General features: G+C 66.5%; 18 protein-coding genes and 1 tRNA gene. 11 read left to right on the plus strand and 8 right to left on the minus strand.

Features of this window, described 5'->3' with window-relative positions:
- Positions 1-187: 187 nt before the first annotated feature.
- Positions 188-865 carry a Crp/Fnr family transcriptional regulator gene (locus N2K95_RS13740; RefSeq protein WP_146360700.1) on the plus strand — a complete coding sequence of 226 codons (678 nt, stop codon included), beginning with the start codon at positions 188-190 and terminating at the stop codon, positions 863-865.
- 115 nt (positions 866-980) lie between these two features.
- Here N2K95_RS13740 and N2K95_RS13745 read toward each other — a convergent pair whose 3' ends face one another.
- From N2K95_RS13745 to N2K95_RS13755, 3 genes are read right to left on the minus strand one after another with little or no spacing between them, the layout of a single operon-like run.
- Positions 981-1,892 (minus strand): NUDIX hydrolase, encoded by a 912-nt coding sequence (locus tag N2K95_RS13745; RefSeq protein ID WP_260651987.1) that lies wholly within the window; start codon positions 1,890-1,892, stop codon positions 981-983.
- Positions 1,885-2,367: a RidA family protein gene (locus tag N2K95_RS13750; RefSeq protein WP_260651988.1), complete on the minus strand. Its 483-nt coding sequence runs from the start codon at positions 2,365-2,367 to the stop codon at positions 1,885-1,887. Before N2K95_RS13750 ends, N2K95_RS13745 begins: the two co-directional genes overlap by 8 nt.
- Positions 2,364-2,522: a DUF4177 domain-containing protein gene (locus tag N2K95_RS13755; RefSeq protein ID WP_255790806.1), complete on the minus strand. Its 159-nt coding sequence runs from the start codon at positions 2,520-2,522 to the stop codon at positions 2,364-2,366. The genes N2K95_RS13750 and N2K95_RS13755 overlap by 4 nt, the downstream gene beginning before the upstream one ends.
- A gap of 35 nt (positions 2,523-2,557) precedes the next feature.
- Between N2K95_RS13755 and N2K95_RS13760 the strand changes: the two genes are divergently transcribed.
- The 3 genes from N2K95_RS13760 to N2K95_RS13770 all read left to right on the plus strand — a co-directional run bounded on the left by N2K95_RS13760 (position 2,558) and on the right by N2K95_RS13770 (position 6,008).
- The gene (locus N2K95_RS13760; protein ID WP_260651989.1) at positions 2,558-4,825 is read left to right on the plus strand and encodes a transglycosylase domain-containing protein; all 2,268 of its coding nucleotides are present in this window, start codon (positions 2,558-2,560) and stop codon (positions 4,823-4,825) included.
- Positions 4,825-5,781: a metallophosphoesterase gene (locus N2K95_RS13765; protein WP_260651990.1), complete on the plus strand. Its 957-nt coding sequence runs from the start codon at positions 4,825-4,827 to the stop codon at positions 5,779-5,781. The genes N2K95_RS13760 and N2K95_RS13765 overlap by 1 nt, the downstream gene beginning before the upstream one ends.
- Positions 5,782-5,931: 150 nt before the next feature.
- Positions 5,932-6,008: transfer RNA gene (locus tag N2K95_RS13770), tRNA-Pro, on the plus strand.
- Between the two features lie 70 nt (positions 6,009-6,078).
- Here the strand turns inward: N2K95_RS13770 and N2K95_RS13775 are convergent.
- Together N2K95_RS13775 and purD are read right to left on the minus strand one after the other, a co-directional pair.
- Positions 6,079-6,987, minus strand: coding sequence for a phosphoribosylaminoimidazolesuccinocarboxamide synthase (locus N2K95_RS13775; protein ID WP_260651991.1), 909 nt, complete (start codon positions 6,985-6,987; stop codon positions 6,079-6,081).
- Positions 6,984-8,324 carry a phosphoribosylamine--glycine ligase gene (gene purD, locus N2K95_RS13780; protein WP_260651992.1) on the minus strand — a complete coding sequence of 447 codons (1,341 nt, stop codon included), beginning with the start codon at positions 8,322-8,324 and terminating at the stop codon, positions 6,984-6,986. The genes N2K95_RS13775 and purD overlap by 4 nt, the downstream gene beginning before the upstream one ends.
- Positions 8,325-8,620: 296 nt before the next feature.
- Here purD and N2K95_RS13785 point away from each other — a divergent pair, with 296 nt between their 5' ends.
- The 5 genes from N2K95_RS13785 to purM all read left to right on the plus strand — a co-directional run bounded on the left by N2K95_RS13785 (position 8,621) and on the right by purM (position 13,122).
- On the plus strand, positions 8,621-9,625 hold the full coding sequence (locus N2K95_RS13785) for an asparaginase (RefSeq protein ID WP_255790812.1): 1,005 nt from the start codon (positions 8,621-8,623) through the stop codon (positions 9,623-9,625).
- 4 nt (positions 9,626-9,629) lie between these two features.
- Positions 9,630-9,995, plus strand: a complete 366-nt coding sequence (locus N2K95_RS13790; protein ID WP_260651993.1) for a sterol carrier family protein — start codon at positions 9,630-9,632, stop codon at positions 9,993-9,995.
- An 81-nt stretch (positions 9,996-10,076) separates the two neighbouring features.
- Positions 10,077-10,397, plus strand: a complete 321-nt coding sequence (locus tag N2K95_RS13795; RefSeq protein ID WP_260651994.1) for a hypothetical protein — start codon at positions 10,077-10,079, stop codon at positions 10,395-10,397.
- 50 nt (positions 10,398-10,447) lie between these two features.
- Positions 10,448-12,007: an amidophosphoribosyltransferase gene (gene purF / locus N2K95_RS13800; RefSeq protein WP_260651995.1), complete on the plus strand. Its 1,560-nt coding sequence runs from the start codon at positions 10,448-10,450 to the stop codon at positions 12,005-12,007.
- The gene (gene purM, locus N2K95_RS13805) at positions 12,004-13,122 is read left to right on the plus strand and encodes a phosphoribosylformylglycinamidine cyclo-ligase (protein WP_260651996.1); all 1,119 of its coding nucleotides are present in this window, start codon (positions 12,004-12,006) and stop codon (positions 13,120-13,122) included. The genes purF and purM overlap by 4 nt, the downstream gene beginning before the upstream one ends.
- Before the next feature lie 155 nt (positions 13,123-13,277).
- Here the strand turns inward: purM and N2K95_RS13810 are convergent, their stop codons facing one another.
- Positions 13,278-13,511 carry a DUF3073 domain-containing protein gene (locus tag N2K95_RS13810; RefSeq protein ID WP_227912583.1) on the minus strand — a complete coding sequence of 78 codons (234 nt, stop codon included), beginning with the start codon at positions 13,509-13,511 and terminating at the stop codon, positions 13,278-13,280.
- A gap of 277 nt (positions 13,512-13,788) precedes the next feature.
- Here N2K95_RS13810 and N2K95_RS13815 point away from each other — a divergent pair, with 277 nt between their 5' ends.
- Positions 13,789-15,150, plus strand: a complete 1,362-nt coding sequence (locus tag N2K95_RS13815; RefSeq protein WP_260651997.1) for a septum formation family protein — start codon at positions 13,789-13,791, stop codon at positions 15,148-15,150.
- Positions 15,151-15,215: 65 nt separating this feature from the next.
- On the opposite strand, the gene clpB is transcribed toward N2K95_RS13815, so the two are convergent.
- Both clpB and N2K95_RS13825 read right to left on the minus strand, forming a co-directional pair.
- Positions 15,216-17,840: an ATP-dependent chaperone ClpB gene (gene clpB / locus N2K95_RS13820; protein WP_260651998.1), complete on the minus strand. Its 2,625-nt coding sequence runs from the start codon at positions 17,838-17,840 to the stop codon at positions 15,216-15,218.
- Positions 17,841-17,942: 102 nt separating this feature from the next.
- Positions 17,943-18,539: an SRPBCC domain-containing protein gene (locus N2K95_RS13825; RefSeq protein ID WP_260651999.1), complete on the minus strand. Its 597-nt coding sequence runs from the start codon at positions 18,537-18,539 to the stop codon at positions 17,943-17,945.
- A 251-nt stretch (positions 18,540-18,790) separates the two neighbouring features.
- Between N2K95_RS13825 and N2K95_RS13830 the strand changes: the two genes are divergently transcribed.
- Entirely contained in the window at positions 18,791-20,734 is a 1,944-nt protein-coding gene (locus tag N2K95_RS13830) for a penicillin-binding transpeptidase domain-containing protein (protein WP_260652000.1), read from the plus strand.
- Positions 20,735-20,749: the final 15 nt, after the last annotated feature.

Consider the following 20,749-nt stretch of genomic DNA (forward strand, 5'->3'; position numbering starts at 1 on the left):
CGGTGGAAGGCCGCTGCAGTTGCGAGTTTATCCGGACAACCTGCACAAGCCGTTACCAGGATTGGCTCTCCGGCTGTGGTCCTGCCCTCTTTTTCGAACCGATCGGTGAACAAACGTGCTTCAGGTATCACTAGGGGGTGACGTGCGGCAAGATAATAGGTAGAGACCACTATTTACAGGAGATTTCATGGATATCGAGGTACTGCGCCGCGCGCCGTTGTTCGCCTCTCTGGGAGACGACGTTTTCGCCGCCCTGACCGAAGAGCTCACTGAGGTCGACCTCTCACGCGGTGCCTCCGTCTTCCGCGAGGGCGATCAGGGCGACCAGCTCTATTTCATCGTCTCCGGCAAGATCAAGCTGGGCCGCTCCGCTCCGGACGGCCGCGAAAACCTGCTGGCGATCCTCGGCCCGGGTGAACTGTTCGGCGAGATGGCCCTTTTTGATCCGTCTCCCCGCAACGCCACGGCCACCGCCGTTTCGGAAACCCGCCTTGCCGGCCTGCGGCACGAGAACCTGCGCGCCCTGATTGAAACCCGTCCCGAGGTTTCCGTCCAGCTGCTGCAGGCCCTGGCCCGCCGGCTCCGCCGCACGAACGAGTCCCTGGCAGACCTCGTGTTCTCCGATGTTCCCGGCCGCGTTGCCAAGGCACTGCTGGACCTGGCCGACCGTTTCGGGCGTCCGGCGACTGACGGCATCCTGGTCGCTCATGAGCTGACGCAGGAGGAACTGGCCCAGCTGGTCGGCGCCTCCCGCGAGACGGTGAACAAGGCCCTGGCGGAATTCGTCCAGCGCGGCTGGCTGCGCCTGGAAGCCCGTGCCGTTGTGATTCTCGACGTCCAGCGGCTGCGCCAGCGTTCCCGCTAACGCACGAAATACCTAGAAAGGCGGCGCCGGTCCTGCAGGACCGGCGCCGCCTTTCTTTGTATGTCTTTGCATGCTTTCGTGCACAAACGTGCAGAAGGACCGGAATCGGCACGCACTAGCGTCCGTGCTGCGACGACCCTTCGGCGGCGCTGCCCGTACGTACGGCGACACAGGGCTTGCCGTCGATTTCCACCAATTCGGGCCGGTACACGGCAGCGGGCCGGCGGCTGGAGAGATAGGCGATGCAGCCGCGGGCCGAAGCCAGCTTTTCCAGTGTCAGTTCGACGGCGGGAACCGCCAGCTCGCCCAGGGTCAGTCCGGAGGTGTCCGGCTGGCCGATTTCGTCGCCCAGTGCAGTGCTCTCCCGTGCGGCGATGACTTCCGCGGCCGGTTTCCACTCCGCCCAGACTCCCTTGCCCGCCAGCAGCGTGGCGTCCTGACCCATCGGCTGCACCGCTGCGAAGTAATGGGTATCGAAACGCCGCAGCGCAAAATCCGCACTGTGCCAGTTGAACAGCGGGCGCAGCAGGTCCGTCCGCAGGCCGAGGCCGCGCCGTCCGAGCAGTTCCAGGAAGGAGGCTTCCTGGGTAGCCACCGCGGTCCGTGCAGCCATCCATTCCGGACCCCGGTTGCCTTCGAGCAGCGTTGATTCATCGGGTCCCGCAAGCAGGATGCCGGTTTCCTCGAACAGCTCGCGGATTGCCGCAACGACGTGGCGGCGGGCCAGACGGGCATCACCGGTACCCAGGGACTTCGCCCAGGCGGCCGGAGCCGGACCGTACCAGGTGACCGCGGCGTCGTCGTTCTCCTCGATGCTGCCGCCCGGGAAAGCCACCTTGCCCAGGGGCGATTCGCCCCGCCGGTAGGAAAGGTAGGTCTCCGTGCCGCGCGGGGAGTCCCGCAGCAGGACCACGGAGGACGCCAGCCGCGGTTTGCGGGGCGTCCGGTCGGCACGTTCGAACCAGCTTTGGGCCGCCACCCGCTGGGAGGGGGCGACCGGAAACAGCCGGACTGTCGAGTTAGGCAAATTCAACGATCATTTCTATTTCAACGGGCGCGTCCAGCGGCAGGACGGCAACGCCGACGGCGGAGCGTGCGTGGCTTCCCGCGTTGCCGAAGATCTTGCCCAGGAGTTCCGAAGCGCCGTTAATGACGCCGGGCTGGCCGGTAAAGGCGGGGTCGGAGGCGACGTAGCCCACCAGCTTCACCACCTTGCTGATGCGGTCAAGGTCACCGATCTGGGCTTTCACGGCGGCCAGTGCATTAATGGCACAGATTGCTGCGTAGGACGCCGCTTCTTCTGCACCCACCTCTGCACCCACCTTGCCCGTGCCCGGCAGGACCCCGTCCACGAACGGCAGCTGGCCGGACGTGTGGACGAGGTTCCCGGTGATGACCGCCGGAACATAGACAGCCACCGGAGATGCGACCGCGGGAAGGCTTAGCCCCAGTTCCCGTAGCCGGATCTCAACGGCCGATACTGCACCGACGGTCCCGGTCATGAGCTTTTTTCGCGTTTCATGTAGGCGACGGAACCGGTTCCGTTCGGGGCTGCGGCGATCTGCACCAGTTCCCATCCTTCGGCCCCGTGCATATTGAGGACTTGCCCGGGTGTGTGCAGTGGAAGAGGCGTTATGAAGTATTCCCATTTGGTCATAAGGGAAAGCCTAACGTGCTTGTAGACTGTCTCGCATGGCAGCACGCAACTCACCGTTCTTTGACACGGCGACCACTCTCGGAAAGCTCGTCGCGTTCTTCGGCATCAGTGCTCTTTGCGGGGTTCTGGCGGCGGGACTCCTGGTCCCGGTGGCCGCAGCAGCCGGCACCGCTGCCTCCGGATCCATCCAGTTCTTCGACCAGCTTCCATCGGAACTGGAGCGCGGGGCGCTGGCTACGCCCTCAAAAATCCTGGCCAACGACGGTTCACTGATCGCCACGGTGTATGACGAGAACCGCCAGCCGGTGACTCTCGACCAGGTCTCCCCCCACATGGTGGACGCCATTCTGGCCATCGAGGATGACCGTTACTACGAGCACGGCGGCGTGGACCTGCAGGGCATCGTCAGTGCCCTGGTCTCCAACGCGACCAGCGACAACACACGCGGCGCCTCCACCATCACGCAGCAGTACGTGAACAACGTCATCATTGACACCAACCGGCAGAACGACGAAGAAGTCGTTTTCAGCGGTGACAAGGATTACGGTGACAAGCTGCGGGAAATGAAGCTTGCCATCGCCGTCGAAAAAGAGCTGAGCAAGGACGAAATCCTTGAGGGCTATTTCAATATCGTCCCCTTTAGCGGCACGACTTACGGCGTGCAGGCTGCCGCACGCTATTTCTACAATGTTGATGCCAAGGACCTGAACATCGCCCAGTCTGCGCTGCTGGCGGGCGTGGTCAACGGCACCACCTACTTCAGCCCCGAGGCGAATCCGGAACGCTCGCTGGAGCGCCGGAACCTGGTCCTTCAGCGGATGCTCGACACCGGACGCATCACCCAGGAAGAGCACGACGCCGCGGTGGTCACCGGGATCGACCTGCAGGTCACGCCGGTGTCCAGCAACTGCGTCGGTGCCGCGCAAGCACCCTATTTCTGTGATTACGTCACCCGCCTGGTGCTCAATGACGAGAGCTTCGGCGCCACCGGGGAAGACCGGGACAAGCTGCTCAGGCGCGGCGGCCTGACCATCAAGACCACGCTGAACCCTACGTTCCAGCAGGCCGCCCAGACTGCGGTCAACGAGACCGCAAATCCGGACACCACGGATGCCGAGATCGGCCACGCGATGGTCAGCCTGGAACCCGGGACCGGCAAGATCCTGACCATGGCCCAGAACACCCGGTACACACCGGAGCTGGCGGATGGCAACTCGGTCCAGAACTTCAACGTGGATTCGTTCCAGGACGGCGATCCGAACAAACCCCTGAACGGGCTGGGCGGTTTCCAGCCGGGGTCCACCTACAAGCCGTTCACGGTCGCGGCCTGGTTGGATGCGGGCAAGACCCTGAACACCACCTTGAACGGTGCCAAACGGACTTACCCGGTGGGCACCCGTTGGAACGCAAGCTGCTTTGGCGGCGCTTATGTAAGCACCACCGAGTGGACCCCGATCAACTACGGCGACACGAACTACAGGAACACCACCGTTCTGGACGGCCTGGCCAACTCGCTTAACACCATCACGCTGGCCGAAGCCCGGGAGCTGGACCTGTGCAAGTTCCAGCAAATGGCCTTCGCGGCCGGTGTACACAACGGCAAGGGCAGTACCGGCGAAGAGGAGATGCTCGAGATTAATCCGCCGTCGACCTTCGGCGGCGGCGGTGACGCTTCCCCGATGTCCATGGCCACCGGCTTCGCCACCTTCGCGGCCGACGGCCTCAAGTGCGATCCCATTGCCCTTGAATCCGTCACCGGTGCAGACGGCACCGAGTACGCGGTGCCAGCCCAGTCCTGCGAGCAGGTTATGCGTAAGGAAGTTGCCCAGGGCGTGAATATGGCCACCCAGCGGGTGATGACCAACGGCTCGGGCATCAATCTGCAGGTCGGGGTTCCGACCGCCGGTAAGACCGGTACCAACGACACCCGGTCGCAGACCTGGTTTATGGGTTACAGCACCGGAATGGTCACGGCCTCCTGGATCGGCAACTGGAAAGCCAACAACACCACCATGTCGGACAAGCTGATCGGCGGACGGATCTACCCCGAGATCGACGGCTCGCTGATTGCCGGCCCGTCCTGGAAGAACTTCATCCAGCGCATTGCAGGCCAGTACGAGGCTGCTCCGTTCCCCAACCCGCCGGCCAGCATGGTCGGCGGCAGCACACCTCCCCCGCGCGCCAGCACGCCCGTCCCCCCGCCGGCTTCGCCGCCGGCCGCTCCGGCCGCGGAACAGAAGCCCCCGGCCGGCGACAACGGCGGTGAAGGTGACGGTGGCGGCGGCGAAGGCGGGAACGACTAATGGTTGATTCCTCCCTTGCGTCCGCAGGGCGAAAGGCAGCATGGCTGGCCGGCGGCATAGCCGGAACCGGTGCTGCAGCGCTGGCGTACGGCTGCCTGATTGAACGGAACCTATTCGGCGTCCGGGAAGAGACGGTCCGGGTCCTCCCCGCCGGAAGCGCTCCCCTGCGGGTCCTGCACCTGTCTGACATTCACTTTGTCCCCGGCCAGGACCGGAAGGTCCGCTGGCTCCAGGAACTGGCGGAGCTGGAACCGGACCTCGTGGTGAACACAGGCGACAACCTCAGCCACCCGCAGGCCGTGCCTGCGGTACTTGAGGCCTTGAAGCCGGTGATGCGTTTCCCCGGGGTCTTCGTTCCGGGTTCCAATGATTACTACGCGCCGGTGCTGAAGAATCCGTTTACGTACTTCACCGGTCCGTCCAAGCACCGGCGCGAACCGGAAAAGCTGCCCTCGGGTGAGCTCTTCGGGGCTTTCGCGGACGCCGGCTGGCAGGATCTGACCAACACCGCCAGCGTGATGGACCTTTCCGGTCTGCGGCTGAACTTCTCCGGTGTGGATGATCCGCATCTGGGGCTGGACCGGTATCAGGGCTTTGCCGATTCCTCATCGGAACCGGACACCGCCGGGGCGGACGGCGCCACACCCGAAGTCAGGATCGGCGTGGCGCATGCTCCCTACCAGCGCGTGCTCAACCAGTTCACCGGGGGCGGTGCGGAGATCATTCTCGCGGGGCACACCCACGGCGGCCAGGTCTGCGTGCCGGGTTACGGCGCCCTCGTCAGCAACTGCGACCTGCCCACCTGGCAGGCCCGGGGTCTGACCTCCTGGGCCCACGCGGGGCGCCGGGTGCCGCTGAACGTTTCCGCCGGCATCGGCACGTCGCGCTACGCTCCGGTGCGTTTCGCGTGCCGTCCCGAGGCGGTCCTGCTGACGCTGACGGCACGCGACTCCTGACGGAAACCCGAAATACCGGGCGCTGAAATACGCGGCGGAGGGCGCCGGCGACACGTTCCGGGAGGCCCGTTTCGCGGAATCGGGTTTTGTCTAGTATCCTTGTAAAGTTGCTTCGCGAGGTCGTCAAACACTTCGACGAAGCAGTGGTTACGGGGTGTGGCGCAGCTTGGTAGCGCGCGTCGTTCGGGACGACGAGGTCGCAGGTTCAAATCCTGTCACCCCGACCAGCAAGGACCCGGTCAGAGAAATCTGACCGGGTCCTTTTGCGTTAAGTAACGGAAGCTGCGCCGGGGAGGGCTAGACGAACTGCTCCCCTGTGAGCCGCTCATAGGCCTCCACATACCGCTCCCGAGTCCGTTCGACGACGTCGGCGGGCAGCGCGGGCGGCACTGCCCCCGAGTGCCGGTCCCAGCCCGAGGCAGGCGACGTAAGCCAGTCCCGGACGTACTGTTTGTCGAAGGACGGCTGCGCCTTGCCGGGCGCATACAGTGCAGCGTCCCAGAAACGGGACGAATCCGGCGTCAGCACCTCGTCCCCCAGGGTGACTGCGCCGGTGGCAGGGTCTTTGCCGAACTCCACCTTGGTATCGGCAAGGATGATGCCGCGGTCCCGTGCAACTGCCTCGGCCCGGGTATAAATCTGCAGAGTCAGCGAACGCAGCTGTTCAGCCGTTTCTGCTCCGACCGTCTTCTCGGTTGCTTCGTAGGTGATGTTCTCGTCATGTTCCCCCTGCTCCGCCTTGGCCGAGGGGGTGAAAACAGCCGGTTCAAGCCGCGAACCGTCCACCAGCCCGTCCGGCAGCGGCAGCCCGCAGACCGTTCGGGACACCGCGTACTCGGCCAGGCCGGAACCGGTGAGGTAGCCGCGGGCAATGCACTCAATCGGAAACATCTCCAGCTTCCGGCAGATCATTGCCCGGCCTGCCACCGCTTCCGGAACGCCCTCCGCCGCCGAGATCACATGGTTGGGGATCTCCGGCAGCTGGTCGAACCACCAGAGGCTGAGCTGGGTGAGGATCCGGCCCTTGTCCGGGATGGTGCTGGCGAGCACATGGTCATACGCGCTGATCCGGTCGCTGGCCACCACAAGCACGCGGTCGGCGTCGTTCCCGCCCGCCGGCACGTACAGGTCCCGGACTTTGCCCGAATACACGTGCTGCCAGCCGGGCAGCTCCGGAGCGGAGCCCGTACCGTCCGTCCCGCTCATGCGGGTTTCCCTTCGCGGACTGCGGCGGTCTCCGGCACCGGGTTGCCCGCCTGTCCCGCGCTGCCGTCTGGAACCCGCACTTCACCGCGGGCGGCCTTCAGCGCAATATCCGTGCGGTGCTGCGATCCCTCCAACCGGATCAGATCGACGCCGGCGTAGGCACGGTCCCTCGCTTCGGCCAGGTCGGAACCGAGAGCGACGACGGAGAGCACCCGCCCGCCGGCGCTGCGCACCTTGTCCTTCCTGAGCCTGGTCCCGGCGTGCAGCACGTGCACACCCTCCAGCCGTCCGGCTTTCTTCAGCCCCCGCACCCGGTCACCCGTCCGCGGGGTGCCCGGATAGTTTTCAGCGGCCACCACCACGGCGACGGCGGGCCGCGGGTCCCATTTGAGCTGTTCCATGGCATCCAGCCCGCCCTTGGCCGCCGCCATCAGCAGGCCGCCAAGCGGGGTTTTCAGCCGGGCCAGCACCGCCTGCGTTTCCGGATCACCGAAGCGGGCATTGAACTCGATGACCCGCACCCCGCGCGCGGTCAAAGCGAGCCCGCAGTAGAGCACCCCCACGAAGGGAGTCCCGCGGGAGGCCATTTCATCGATGGTCGGCTGCGCGACCCGGCTCACCACGTCCTCCACCAGACCGGCGGGCGCCCAGTCCACGGGCGAGTAGGCTCCCATGCCGCCCGTGTTGGGGCCGGCGTCGTCGTTGAAAATCCGTTTGAAGTCCTGGGCCGGAGCCAACGGCACCACGTGCCGTCCGTCGGAAAGGACGAAGAGCGAGACTTCCGGCCCGTCCAGGAATTCCTCGATCACCACGCTGCCGCCTGCCTCAATGCAGGCCCGCGCGTGTTCCAGCGCTTCCTCCCGGTCCGAGGTGACCACCACGCCCTTGCCTGCGGCCAGCCCGTCGTCCTTGACCACGTACGGGGTGCCGAAGGTGTCCAGGGCGTCGGAGGCTTCCTCGACGGTGCCGGCCAGGCGGGCCATCGCCGTGGGGACGTTGGCAGCCGCCATAACCTGCTTGGCAAAGGCTTTGGAAGCTTCGAGCTGGGCGGCGGCCTTCGACGGTCCGAAGACGGCGAACCCGGCCTCCCGCAGCGCGTCCGCCACACCGGCCGCCAGCGGTGCCTCCGGGCCGATGACCACCAGGTCGGACCCGAGGGAGCGGGCCAGATCCGTGACCGCGGAGGGATCGGTGGCATCCACCTGGTGCACCGGAACCATCCGGGCAATACCTGCGTTTCCGGGGGCCGCGTGGACCTCGCGGACGTAGGGGTCGGCCAGGAGCGCTTGGACAAGGGCATGTTCGCGGCCGCCGGGGCCTACTACTAGAACCTTCACAGTAGATCAGGGTACTTGCTGGGATGGACCTCCTGAAAGCATTCGCCCAACATGACGCCGCCGGCCCGTGCCGGGGCCCGGTGCAGGTGTTCGGCCCGGGGCTACCCTATTTACACCCGTACGCCGCCGGTATCCCGATGCCCCATTGCAGGTAGCCGGAGCGTGCCGTGATAGTGGAACTGCGGGCGCTGCACCAGGCAGCGCAGGCTGCGGAGCAGCGGGGGGCAGCGAGATCGACGGCGGTGCCGGGGCCGTCATCGCCGGTTCGCCCCCCGCTCCCCCTTAGACTGAAGAACATGAACGCAACTTTTACCGCGTCCGACGCCGTTGAACTGGCCGTGCTCGAGCGCAACGGTTTTATTGAATCCCGCCACATCGGCTCCGCCGTCGTGATGGCCGGCGACGGCACCGTGGTCACGGAACTCGGTGACATCACCACACCCGTTTTCCCGCGCTCCACCCTCAAGCCCTTCCAGGCCATTGCAGCCATGCAGTCCGGGGTGCCGCTTCGCGGGCCGCAGGTGGCACTTGCCGCCGCGAGCCACGTCGGCTCCCGTGAACACACCGATGTCGTCCGCGGCATGCTTGCCGCCGCCGGCGTCACCGAGGGTCACCTGCAGTGCCCCGAAGACTGGCCGCAGGATACCGAGGCACGCAACGAACTGATCCGCGAGGGCAAGGGCCCGCAGCGGATTGCGTTCAACTGCTCCGGCAAGCACGCCGCCTTCCTCTGGGCCTGCACCGAGAACAACTGGGACCACGCCACCTACCTGGATCCCCAGCATCCGCTGCAGCGCCGCATCGCCGAGGTCATCGAAGAGTTCACCGGTGAGACCGTGCAGCACTGGGCAGTGGACGGCTGCGGCGCGCCGCTGGCCGCGGTCTCGCTGACCGGCCTGGCCCGGGGCATCGGCCGGCTGGCCAAGGCACCGTCCGGCAAGCACGGCAATGCCCGCGCGGCAACCGTTGCCACTGCCATGCTGGATTACCCGTGGGCCGTCCACGGCCACGGCCGTGAGAACTCGATCGTTATGGAAGACCTCGGAATCATCGCCAAGAACGGCGCCGAAGGCGTCCTGGTCCTCGGCACCGACACGGGCGTGTCGGTGGCCCTGAAGATGCTCGACGGAAACACCCGTGCCGCTTCCCTGGTGGGACTGACCCTGCTGGCAGCCAGCGGCGCCGTCGATCCGCTGGCGGTGGAAAAGGTGCTGGACAAGATCATGCAGCCGGTGCTCGGCGGCGGCCAGCCGGTGGGAAGCCTGCGGCTGGGCGCGCCGGTCACGGCGCTGCTCGGCTAGGACCGTGGCACGGCGCCGGATCACCGGCGAGGACGGCCGGGCAGCCCTGCAGGCAGCAGCAGCCGGAGCAGCGGACCGCGGCACCACCGCCATGGCGGTGCGCTACGCGTTGGAGGAACTCGCCGAACGCGCCCCCGGCAACAGCGTGGAGGTCCGGGTTCCGCCGTTCGGGGTCACCCAGTGCGTGGCCGGGCCGCGGCACACGCGCGGCACTCCCCCGAATGTCATCGAGACCGACGGCGCCACCTGGCTGGCGCTGGTCACGGGCCGGCAGTCCTGGGCCGACGCCGTCGCCGCCGGGAAAGTGGCAGCCTCGGGACTGCGCGCCGACCTGTCGGACGTCCTGCCGCTCTTCCGTACCGGTTCCTAGGGATCCGGGCCAGGTTCTCAGCCAGCCCTCCGGATTCTCCACCCGCACCGCCGGAGACCGCCCGACCGGTAGAATCGAAGCATGGTTTCCGAGCAGCACAGCCCTGAACGCCGCGAGATTACGGTCCGCCGCGCCCCCCGCTTCGTCCCCTTCCTGGCACTGGGCGTGGTCGCCGGGTTCATTGCTGCCCTCTTTGTCGCCTACGGCGGCGCCGAGAACCCCAGCTTCACCCGCGAGGCCACCCTTGGTTTCTTCACCATGATGTTCGCGCTGCCGGGTCTGCTGTTGGGAGCCCTGACGGCCCTCGCCCTGGATTGGATCAGCGTCCGCAAGGCCCGCCGGTCCATGGTGGAAAGCGTTGACCCCGCAGACCCGGAGAGCCGGGAACAGCCTTCGTCGTAACGGTTGCGCACAGATCCCTTTCCGGCGCGGGCACGTGAGAGAATGCACACATGGCACGCGGAGACGGACAGCTTTCCCATGATCTGATGCCCGGCGAGAAAGGCCCGCAGGACGCCTGCGGAGTCTTCGGAGTCTGGGCTCCCGGCGAAGAGGTAGCGAAGCTTACCTATTACGGGCTTTACGCTTTACAGCACCGCGGACAGGAATCCGCCGGCATCGCCGCCAGCGACGGCCGGCGCATCAGTGTGTACAAGGACATGGGGCTGGTGTCCCAGGTTTTCGATGAGACCACGCTCAACACCCTTCTGGGGCACATCGCCGTCGGGCACTGCCGGTATTCGACCACGGGCGCGTCGCACTGGGCCAATGCCCAGCCCACCCTCGGGGCCACCGCCAGCGGTACCGTGGCCCTGGCCCACAACGGCAACCTGACCAATTCCGCCGAACTGTATGAACTGATCCTCGAACGCGAGGGCCGTCCCCGCGCCGGCGAAATTGCCCAGGGCAACACCTCCGATACCGCGCTGGTGACGGCGCTGCTCAACGGCAGCGACGAACGGTCGCTGGAGGACACGGCCATGGAATTGCTGCCCAAGCTGCGCGGCGCGTTTTCCTTTGTGTTTATGGACGAGGGCACCCTCTACGCCGCGCGGGACACCTACGGCGTCCGCCCGCTGGTGCTCGGACGCCTGGAACGGGGCTGGGTGGTTGCTTCCGAAGGGTCCGCCCTCGCCACGGTCGGTGCCAGTTTCATCCGCGAGATCAAGCCGGGCGAATTCATCGCCATTGACGAATCAGGGGTCCGCAGCCGCACCTTCGGCGAGCCGACGCCGGCGGGCTGCGTGTTCGAGTACGTGTACCTCGCCCGCCCCGATGCAACCATCGCCGGCCGGTCCGTGTACGAATCCCGCGTCGAGATGGGCCGCCAGCTGGCCCGGGAACACGCCGTCGAAGCGGACATTGTCATTCCCGTCCCGGAATCCGGTACCCCGGCTGCGGTGGGTTATGCCGAGGAATCCGGGATTCCCTTCGCCCACGGGTTCGTCAAGAACTCCTATGTGGGACGAACCTTCATCCAGCCCAGCCAGACCCTCCGCCAGCTCGGCATCAAACTGAAGCTGAACGCCCTTGAATCCGTGATTCGCGGCAAGCGGGTGGTGGTGGTGGATGACTCGATTGTGCGCGGCAATACCCAGCGGGCCATTGTCCGGATGCTGCACGAGGCCGGCGCCGTCGAGGTGCACGTCAAGATCTCCTCTCCCCCGGTCAAATGGCCGTGCTTCTACGGCATCGACTTTGCCTCACGTGCAGAGCTGATCGCCAACGGCGCCGCGGTGGAGGAAATCCGGGCATCCATCGGCGCGGACAGCCTGGCGTACATCTCCGAAGACGGAATGATCGACGCCACCCGGCAGCCCCGGGAGCGGCTGTGCACCGCATGCTTCACCGGTGTCTATCCGATCGAGCTGCCGACCGCGGACCGGCTGGGGAAGAACCTGCTGGAGCCGGCCAATCCCGCGGAGGACGCCGGAGCCAACGGCTGCGATCCGGGCCCGGACAGCGAATACGAAAACCTGCTCAACGCCGCCGAAAAGAAAGAGGCCGTATGAACGCCGCCCCCGCCACCTCCATTACCTACGCCTCGGCCGGGGTGGATGTCGAAGCCGGCGACAAAGCCGTTGAGCTGATGAAGGCAGCGGTGAAGGCCACCCACAATTCATCGGTGCTGGGCGGCGTGGGCGGTTTTGCCGGGCTTTACGACGCCTCCCGGCTGCTCGCGTACCGCAAACCGCTGCTGGCGACCTCCACGGACGGCGTCGGCACCAAGGTAGCCATCGCACAGGCCATGGACATCCACGACACCATCGGATTCGACCTGGTGGGCATGGTGGTCGATGACATTGTGGTGGTGGGCGCCGAGCCGCTGTTCATGACCGACTACATTGCCTGCGGCAAGGTGGTGCCCGAACGCATCGCCGACATCGTGCGCGGCATCGCGGCGGCCTGCGAGATAGCCGGCACGGCACTGGTGGGCGGGGAAACGGCGGAACACCCCGGCCTGCTGGGTGAGCACGAGTACGACGTCGCCGGTGCCGCCACCGGCGTGGTGGAGGCAGACCGCCTCCTCGGCCCGGACCGCGTCCGCAGCGGCGACGTTGTGATCGGCATGGCATCCTCCGGTATCCACTCCAACGGCTACTCCCTGGTCCGCCGCGTGATCAACCATGCCGGCTGGCAGCTCGAGCGGCAGGTGTCCGAGCTGGGGCGCACCCTGGGTGAGGAACTGCTCGAACCCACCCGCGTGTACGCCGCGGACTGCCTGGACCTTGCCCGCCACGAGGCGGCCGGGGTGCACGGCTTCAGCCATGTGACCGGCGGCGGCCTGGCTGCGAACCTGGCACGGGTGCTGCCCAAGGGGCTGCAGGCCACCGTGGACCGCTCCACCTGGGAGCTCCCTCCCGTGTTCAAGCTGATCGCCGAACTGGGCAATGTGCCGCAGCCGGATCTGGAACGCACCCTGAACCTCGGTGTCGGGATGGTGGCGATTGTTGATGCCGGGAGCGCCGATGCCGCCCTGGAACGCCTCGCTGCCCGCGGCGTCCCTGCCTGGGTCATGGGCGGCGTCGGCGAGGCCGAAACGCCTGCCGGCAGCGACTCCGATTTTGTGCAGGGTGCCAAGGGCGTTGACGGCGGCGCAGTGCGGCTCGTCGGGGCTTACGCATAATCCCGCTGCCCTTCCACAGTAAAAGGCCCCGGACGGGTACCCGGTCCGGGGCCTTTGGCGTGGAAGAAACCTGCCTTAACGCCGTTCAGCGGATCCACCCTAAGGTGATCCGCTGAAAGGATGGCAATTGGCCAACGTCTTTGAGGAACGTACCGCTACCCTGCGCGGCGGTTGCCCTCATCATCGTCATCGTCGCCAAATTGATCCGCGTACTTATCTTCGTACGCCGAGTAGTCGGGCTCAGCCGGCTCCTCGGGATATCGACTGGATGGACGACTCGTCGGTCCTGAAAGCTCACGCTGGAGCGCCGAGTAGTCCGTGGCCGGGGTGAAGTACTTCATTTCCCGGGCCTGCTTGGTTGCCTTTGCCTTTTGACGGCCGCGCCCCATGGCGTGACCCCCTTTTTGCGTCGATCCGGTGGTTAGTCGTTCGGGCAGATGAACGAGGCCCCCGGAATATTTGGTCAATTTGTCGTAAGTACAGGTTACATGTTTTCCCGCTGCCTTGTGCCCCCTCCACCGCAGCAGGACCGGCGGCAGGCACAGATGTGCAGCACCTCCGGCATGGCGTTCGCCACTCCCGCGCCTCGATATTGGCTAAAGTCAGGGGTAGAGACAGTCTTGGAGTGCTTCACGGCACCGCCTACAGGGAGGACAAACGTTCACCATGAGCGATCAGAAAAATACACCGGGAGCGGCTTCTCCGCCACCGGAGAAGGAAGGTACGCCGGGTGCCTTCCCCGATCTGAGCGCCCATTCGGACTCCCCCGCATGGCTCTCCGCGGACGGAAGCCACGACACGGGGGTCTGGGAACGCAGCTTCGACGGCGTTGCGGGCGGTGACGCCACCCCCGCGGCCGGCGATGCGGACTCCGCTGTGGATACAAGCCCCGGAGCCGTCCCGGGCGGGGACCCGGCCGCAGCCTCCGATCTGCCCGCCGAGCCGGCGGTGGTCGCCCCCGAGGACCTCAAACTGGAGGAGCCGACCCTGGCCGAGCCGGCACTGAGCGACGAAGCCGTGGAAGCGGCTGCGCTCGACCAGATCGCCTCGGAAACCGCTGCGGCGGAGGCCGACGCAGCCGAAGCCGGACGCCTTTCCGGACTCGAACCCGCGCCTGCCGGCGCCGAAATCCGGGTGACTCAGGACGGCGGGCAGCCGCACGCTCCGGAAGCCCTGGCAGAGTCCCGGGAGCCCGCGGACGCCGGCCCGGACAAGGACCCGACCCCGGCACCGGCCCCCGATGCTGAGAAGGAACAGCCCACTCAGGACCCAGAACCGCACCCCCTGCATGGCATCGACGCGGCAGCTCCCATGACGGATGTCCCTGCCCCGCCCCCTGCCGACACCGACATTCCCCGGGAGCCGGAGGCCGCCACGGCCGCCGCGCCCAGCGGCGAAACGCGCCGGTCCCGCCGGCTGGCGGAAAGCCGGCGTGCAGCCGGAGCATCAGCAGCCTCCTCTCCCGGCACAGCCGCGGACAACGCCGCCGCCGGTCCCCGCAGCGACCGCAGGGACGCCGCGCCCGGCGCTACAGCAGCAGACCCTGCAGCCGCCGGCCGCAAAAGCGGGCGCAACACCCGGCTCCTGCTGGTGCTCGGCGGCGTTGTACTGGCCGCCGTCATCGCCATTCTGCTTTTCGTGTTTGTCTTCAACGGCAAGGAAGAAGGCGTCATTTCGGAGGACGTCAGCCCGTTGGAGCTGGAATCCGGAGCGTGCCTGCAGGACTGGGATGACGTGAACTCCAGCGCTACGGTCGTCACCTGCGACACACCGCACAATGCACAGCTGGTCGCCACCGAAAGCCTGCCCGAGGACGCGGACTTCCCCGGCACGGAGGCCCTGGAAGAGCAGGTCAATGAGGTCTGCGCCGCGGTGGACTACACCGACGCCGCCGCCGACCTCCCGGACCTGACACTCACCAAGTCCCTTCCGACGGAGCAGACGTGGGCCACCGGGGACCGCCGGGTCGACTGCTTTGTCTTCGCCCCCGAGGACCAGGAGCTCACTGAGTCGCTGGTACAGGAGTAAGCGCAGTCGACCATACAAAGGCGCGCGGCGGACATCATCCGCCGCGCGCCTTTTGACGTCCGGGCCTAGGCGACCGCTGCCACTGTCAGGCCGGGCTCGGCCACCAGCCCGTCGCCGTCCAGACCGTCTGCGGTCCGGTCCACCAGTACGGTGTCGCCGTCGCTGATCTTCCCGGCCAGGATGCCGCGGGCCAGCTGGTCGCCGATCTCCCGCTGCACCAGGCGGCGCAGCGGCCGCGCACCGTAGGCCGGATCATAGCCGGTCAGTCCCAGCCATTCCCGCGCCGCGTCGGTCACGTCCAGCACCAGCCGGCGCTCATGCAGCCGGCTCGCCAGGGCACGCACCTGAATGTCCACGATCCGGGTCAGGTCCTCCAGGCTCAGCGGATCAAACAGGATCACGTCGTCGAGCCGGTTGAGGAACTCCGGCTTGAAGTTCGCGTTGACCATGGACATCACCGATTCGCGCTTCTGCTCCTCGGTGAGTCCCGGGTCCACCAGGAACTGGGAACCAAGGTTGGACGTCAGGATCAGGATGACGTTGCGGAAATCCACTGTCCTGCCCTGGCCGTCGGTCAGCCGGCCGTCGTCGAGCACCTGAAGCAGGATGTCGAAGACATCCGGGTGCGCCTTTTCCACTTCATCGAGCAGGATCACCGAGTAGGGGCGGCGGCGTACCGCTTCGGTCAGCTGGCCGCCCTCTTCATATCCCACATATCCGGGAGGAGCACCGACCAGACGGGAGACCGCGTGCTTCTCGGAATACTCGCTCATATCGATGCGGACCATGGCACGCTCGTCGTCGAAGAGGAAGTCCGCCAGGGCCTTCGCGAGCTCGGTCTTGCCGACGCCGGTGGGCCCCAGGAACAGGAAGGAACCGGTGGGGCGGTCCGGATCGCTGACACCGGCCCGTGAGCGGCGGACGGCGTCGGAGACCGCGGCCACGGCCTTGCTCTGCCCGATCAGCCGGGAGCCGATGGCTTCCTCCATGTCCAGCAGTTTCTGGGATTCGCCCTGCAGCATGCGTCCGGAGGGGATGCCCGTCCAGGCGGAGACCACTTCCGCAATGTCGTCCGCGGTGACTTCCTCGGAGACCATCAGTTCCCGGGCTTCTTCGCCGAAGTTGCTCTCCTCGGCCTGCTGGGCGGCCTCCAGTTCCTTCTGCAGGGCCGGTATCTCGCCGTACAGGATGCGGGAGGCTTCGGTGAGGTCGCCGTCGCGCTGGAATTTCTCCGCCTCGCTGCGCCGCTCGTCAATCTGGGCCTTGATGTCGCCAACCCGGTTGAGCCCTGCCTTCTCGGCCTCCCACCGGGCGTTAAGCGCCGCCAGCTGCTCCTTCTTATTGGCCATGTCCTCGCGCAGCACGGCCAGCCGCTCCATCGAAGCCTCGTCCGATTCGTTGGCCAGTGCGAGTTCCTCCATGGTGAGCCGGTCCACGGCACGCCGGAGCTCGTCAATCTCTTCAGGGGCGGAATCGATCTCCATCCGCAGCCTGGACGCGGCCTCGTCGACCAGGTCAATTGCCTTGTCCGGCAGCTGGCGTCCGGTGATGTAGCGGTTGGACAGCGTGGCGGCGGCTACCAGTGCCGAGTCGGCAATGGCGACCTTGTGGTGCGCCTCGTAGCGCTCCTTCAGGCCGCGCAGGATGCCGATGGTGTCCGGGACGCTGGGTTCACCCACGTACACCTGCTGGAAACGCCGCTCCAGGGCGGCGTCCTTCTCGATGTTTTGGCGGTACTCGTCCAGGGTGGTGGCGCCGATCAGCCGGAGTTCCCCGCGTGCCAGCATCGGTTTGAGCATGTTGCCGGCGTCCATGGATCCTTCGGCGGCACCGGCACCCACAACGGTGTGCAGCTCATCGATGAAGGTGACAATCTGCCCTTCGGCGCTGGAGATTTCCTCCAGGACTGCCTTGAAGCGCTCTTCAAACTCACCGCGATATTTGGCTCCGGCAACCATGGACCCGAGATCCAGGGACAGCAGGGTCTTGCCGTTGAGGCTTTCCGGCACATCCCCCGCAACAATGCGCTGGGCGAGTCCCTCGACGACGGCGGTCTTGCCCACGCCGGGCTCGCCGATCAGCACGGGGTTGTTCTTGGTACGGCGGCTGAGCACCTGGATGACACGGCGGATTTCAGCGTCCCGGCCGATGACCGGGTCCAGCTTGCCCGAGCGGGCCATTTCCGTCAGGTCCGTACTGAATTTCTCCAGGGCCTGGAAGGTGTTCTCCGGATCAGCATTGGTCACTTTACGGTCTCCTCGTACTGATGGAAGCTCTGCGCTGAGGGCGTCATGCCTGGCGTTGTTGTCGCGGAGCGCTTTTCCTGCCGGCCCGTTGTCGAGGGACAACCCGAGCAGGAGGTGCTCCGTGGACACAAAGGCATCCCCCAGCTTCTCCGCTTCCTGCTGCGCCGCGTTGATGACCTGCAGCAGCGGACGGGAAAACTGCGGCTGCGCCACCGAGGAACCCGAGGAAGAGGGCAGCTGGTGGATGGCAGTGCTGGCCGCTGCACTGACGGTATCCACGTTGACGCCGGCTGCCTTGAGGAGTGCGACGGCGACTCCCTGCCGCTGGTCCATCAACGCCTTCAGCAGGTGTGCCGGTTCGATCTGCGGATTGCCCGCGGTGTTGGCGTTCATGGCCGCAGCCGAAAGCGCTTCCTGGCTCTTGTTCGTGAATTTAGTGTCCACGGGAACTCCTCAAAGACCTCAGCGAAGAATGCTTCAGTAAACAAAGTTGAGTCTAGTCAGCTCAACTTTTGAAGTAAAGTTGCCTCCGCGGGATCGGGCGTCCTAGGGAGTGTGCTCCTGATCGAAGTCGTCGGCGGTTCTGCGCCACCGTTCGTTGCGCGCCTCGAAGAGCTGTGCCAGCTCCCCGCCGGACTCGATTTCGAACCGGATGCCGGGCGGCTCTTCGGGGATGCTGCCCGCCAGGTATTCCTCCAGGACATCGAGGAAGTACTCCCACCCGGCGCCGCCGGTCCAGAGGCCGGCGCCCGGGGCGGCCGATACGGCAAACCCTTTCCGGACCGAGGCGTAGCGCAGCTCGAACCGGGTATATCCGTCCTCCCCGGTCAGATGGAACTCCACTTCGGCCGTTGTGTATCCTTCCCGGGCCCAGGACACGGTAAGGAGCCGGGGGCCGTCGCAGCGCAGAATCGCGCCGTGGGATCCATCCGGAAGGCTGTAGTTCCCGCCGCGCCGCAGATCCCCTTCCGGCAGCGCCACCCATTGGCCAAGGCGCTCCGGGTCCGCGACGGCAGACCAAACGTCTCCGATAGGAAAGGGAATATCCCGGGCCAGCACAATCATCAGCGCGTGGCCCGCCTGGATTTGCCGGCGGCCGTAGGACCGCACCGTTTTCTCAAGAATCATGTCCAGATCGGACATTTGCCCACTCCTGCCGTAGAACAACCGGCAACCGATCCGGTCCTCCAGCGGTCAAGGCGACCGTTCCGGCCGTCGGCAGGATGCCGGGGGAAGCGAGTTGTAGTCAAGCGCCATTTCCTGGCCGTTTCCCAAACCGTAGCAGGGAAACCAGGCCGTGCACAGGGTCGGCAAGCGGGGCCGCACAACGGCCTGCGCACCGCCGGAACGGGCATTCCACCTGTCCGAAGCCGTCAAAGCGGTAGCCTGTGCGGATGGGGAAAAACCGTACGTCCGTTTCCGTCCTTGCCGTGGCCGCCCTGGCGCTGACCCTGGTGTCCTGCTCGCCCGACAAACCGGCTCCGGATGATGCTGCCGCCGCCCTCGCTAAGGGCCTGAGCCAGCTGGACGTTTCCGCATCGGCCTTCACAGCGGGCTCACCCGACCAGGTGAACACCGAGTTGGCGGAGATGCTCGCAGACATGGGGCCGCTCCGTCCCTCCGTCACGGTGGCCGGCATCGATGAGGACTCCGAGGACGAGGACGCCGCCACTGCCCGTCTGGCCTACGACTGGGATGTGAACAGTGATTCGCAGCCGGACTGGTCCTATGAGAGCACTGCCCAGCTGCGCCGCGGCGAGGACGATCAGTGGCTCGTCGAGTGGGCGCCGTCCGTACTGGTCAGCTCCCTGGTCGACGGCGACCGGCTGGTCCGCACCACAACCTCCGGCGAACGCGCGGATATCCTGGACCGCAACGGAGTGCCGTTGATGAGTTCGAAGCCGGTGCTGCGCATCGGCATCAACAAGCCGGACCTCGCCGAGGAGCAGCTGGCCTCTTCGGCAGCGGCAATGGCCAGCCTGACGGGGCTGGATCCCGCCGAATATACTGCCCGGGTCCAGGCAGCCGGACCCGAAGCCTTTGTCGAGGCGATTGTCCAGCGCGAGGAGGCGGAGGGCCCGGCAACCGTCGCCGATGTCGACGCCATCCCCGGAGGACTGGCCCTCCCCGCCCAGCGGATCCTGGCTCCCACCCGCGGGTTCGCCCGCGCCCTCCTCGGCACGGTGGGCGAGGCCACGGCCGAGCTCATCGAGGAATCCGAAGGCCGGCTGTCCCCCGGTGACCAGACCGGTCTCGCCGGACTCCAGAAACAGTACGATCCGCAGTTGCAGGGCGCACCCGGAGTCACCGTCACCGTCGAAAACGCTGCCGGAACCAACGGCACCGCACTGACGAGCATCGACCCGCAGGGCGGCACAGCCCTGCAGACAACACTGGATCCGAAGCTGCAGCTACTGGCGGAGGACGTCCTGGAACAGGAGCCCTCCGCCTCCGCCATCGTGGCCATCCAGCCCTCCACCGGCGAGATCCTGACCGTGGCCAACGGCCCGGGCAGCGAGGGCCAGCAGACCGCGCTCCTCGGCCAGTACCCGCCCGGTTCCACCTTCAAGACGGCCACCGCCCTGGCCATGCTCCGCAGCGGCAGCGCACCGGGCAGTACGGTTGAGTGCCCTTCGGAACTCAACGTTGACGGCCGGAAGTTCACCAACGTGCCGGGTTACCCGGCCGCGGCCACCGGCAGCATCCCGCTACGCACCGCCTTCGCGAACTCCTGCAATACGGCCTTCCTGAATGCCCGGGACACCGTCTCGCAGCAAAGCCTCTCGGAAGCCGCCGCTGACCTGGGCATCGGCGTCGAGGCAGCCATCGGCACGGACGCCTTCCTGGGTTCCGTCCCGGCCGAGGCCGAAGGCACCGCCCACGCGGCCTCGCTGATCGGACAGGGCGAGGTCCTGGTGTCTCCGCTGGCCATGGCCGTTGCCGGCGCCTCGATCAGCAAGGGCGAGCGCGTATCGCCCACGCTGGTCCGGGAGGCCGCCGAAGGTCCGGAAGCCGCGCCGACGACGACGCCCGGCGCGGATGCGAAGACGCCCTCCTCCGGCAACCTCACCAAGGAGGAAGCGGCCTCCCTGCAGGAGATGATGCGCGCCGTCGTCGCCGAGGGCGGAGTGCAGATGCTGCTCGATGTGCCGGGGGACCCCGTGCTGGCGAAGACCGGGACCGCTGAATTCGGCAGCCAGACTCCGCCGGAAACCCACGCGTGGGTCCTGGCGATCCAGGGTGACCTGGCAGTTGCCGTGTTCGTGGAGCAGGGCGAGCGGGGTTCCACCTCAGGCGGTCCGCTGATGAAGGCCTTCCTCGAAGGTGCCCGGGGCTAGCCGGTGCAGGCCCTG

Source organism: Arthrobacter zhaoxinii (assembly GCF_025244925.1).
Lineage (GTDB): Bacteria > Actinomycetota > Actinomycetes > Actinomycetales > Micrococcaceae > Arthrobacter_B > Arthrobacter_B zhaoxinii.

Excerpts from the sequence above, each read along its gene's own strand:
- N2K95_RS13740 (WP_146360700.1), top strand. The coding sequence starts at position 188 with ATGGATATCGAGGTACTGCGCCGCGCGCCGTTGTTCGCCTCTCTGGGA.
- N2K95_RS13750 (WP_260651988.1), bottom strand. The coding sequence starts at position 2,367 with ATGACCGGGACCGTCGGTGCAGTATCGGCCGTTGAGATCCGGCTACGG.
- N2K95_RS13755 (WP_255790806.1), bottom strand. The coding sequence starts at position 2,522 with ATGACCAAATGGGAATACTTCATAACGCCTCTTCCACTGCACACACCC.
- N2K95_RS13760 (WP_260651989.1), top strand. The coding sequence starts at position 2,558 with ATGGCAGCACGCAACTCACCGTTCTTTGACACGGCGACCACTCTCGGA.
- N2K95_RS13765 (WP_260651990.1), top strand. The coding sequence starts at position 4,825 with ATGGTTGATTCCTCCCTTGCGTCCGCAGGGCGAAAGGCAGCATGGCTG.
- N2K95_RS13775 (WP_260651991.1), bottom strand. The coding sequence starts at position 6,987 with ATGAGCGGGACGGACGGTACGGGCTCCGCTCCGGAGCTGCCCGGCTGG.
- N2K95_RS13785 (WP_255790812.1), top strand. The coding sequence starts at position 8,621 with ATGAACGCAACTTTTACCGCGTCCGACGCCGTTGAACTGGCCGTGCTC.
- N2K95_RS13795 (WP_260651994.1), top strand. The coding sequence starts at position 10,077 with ATGGTTTCCGAGCAGCACAGCCCTGAACGCCGCGAGATTACGGTCCGC.
- purF (WP_260651995.1), top strand. The coding sequence starts at position 10,448 with ATGGCACGCGGAGACGGACAGCTTTCCCATGATCTGATGCCCGGCGAG.
- purM (WP_260651996.1), top strand. The coding sequence starts at position 12,004 with ATGAACGCCGCCCCCGCCACCTCCATTACCTACGCCTCGGCCGGGGTG.
- N2K95_RS13810 (WP_227912583.1), bottom strand. The coding sequence starts at position 13,511 with ATGGGGCGCGGCCGTCAAAAGGCAAAGGCAACCAAGCAGGCCCGGGAA.
- N2K95_RS13815 (WP_260651997.1), top strand. The coding sequence starts at position 13,789 with ATGAGCGATCAGAAAAATACACCGGGAGCGGCTTCTCCGCCACCGGAG.
- N2K95_RS13825 (WP_260651999.1), bottom strand. The coding sequence starts at position 18,539 with ATGTCCGATCTGGACATGATTCTTGAGAAAACGGTGCGGTCCTACGGC.
- N2K95_RS13830 (WP_260652000.1), top strand. The coding sequence starts at position 18,791 with ATGGGGAAAAACCGTACGTCCGTTTCCGTCCTTGCCGTGGCCGCCCTG.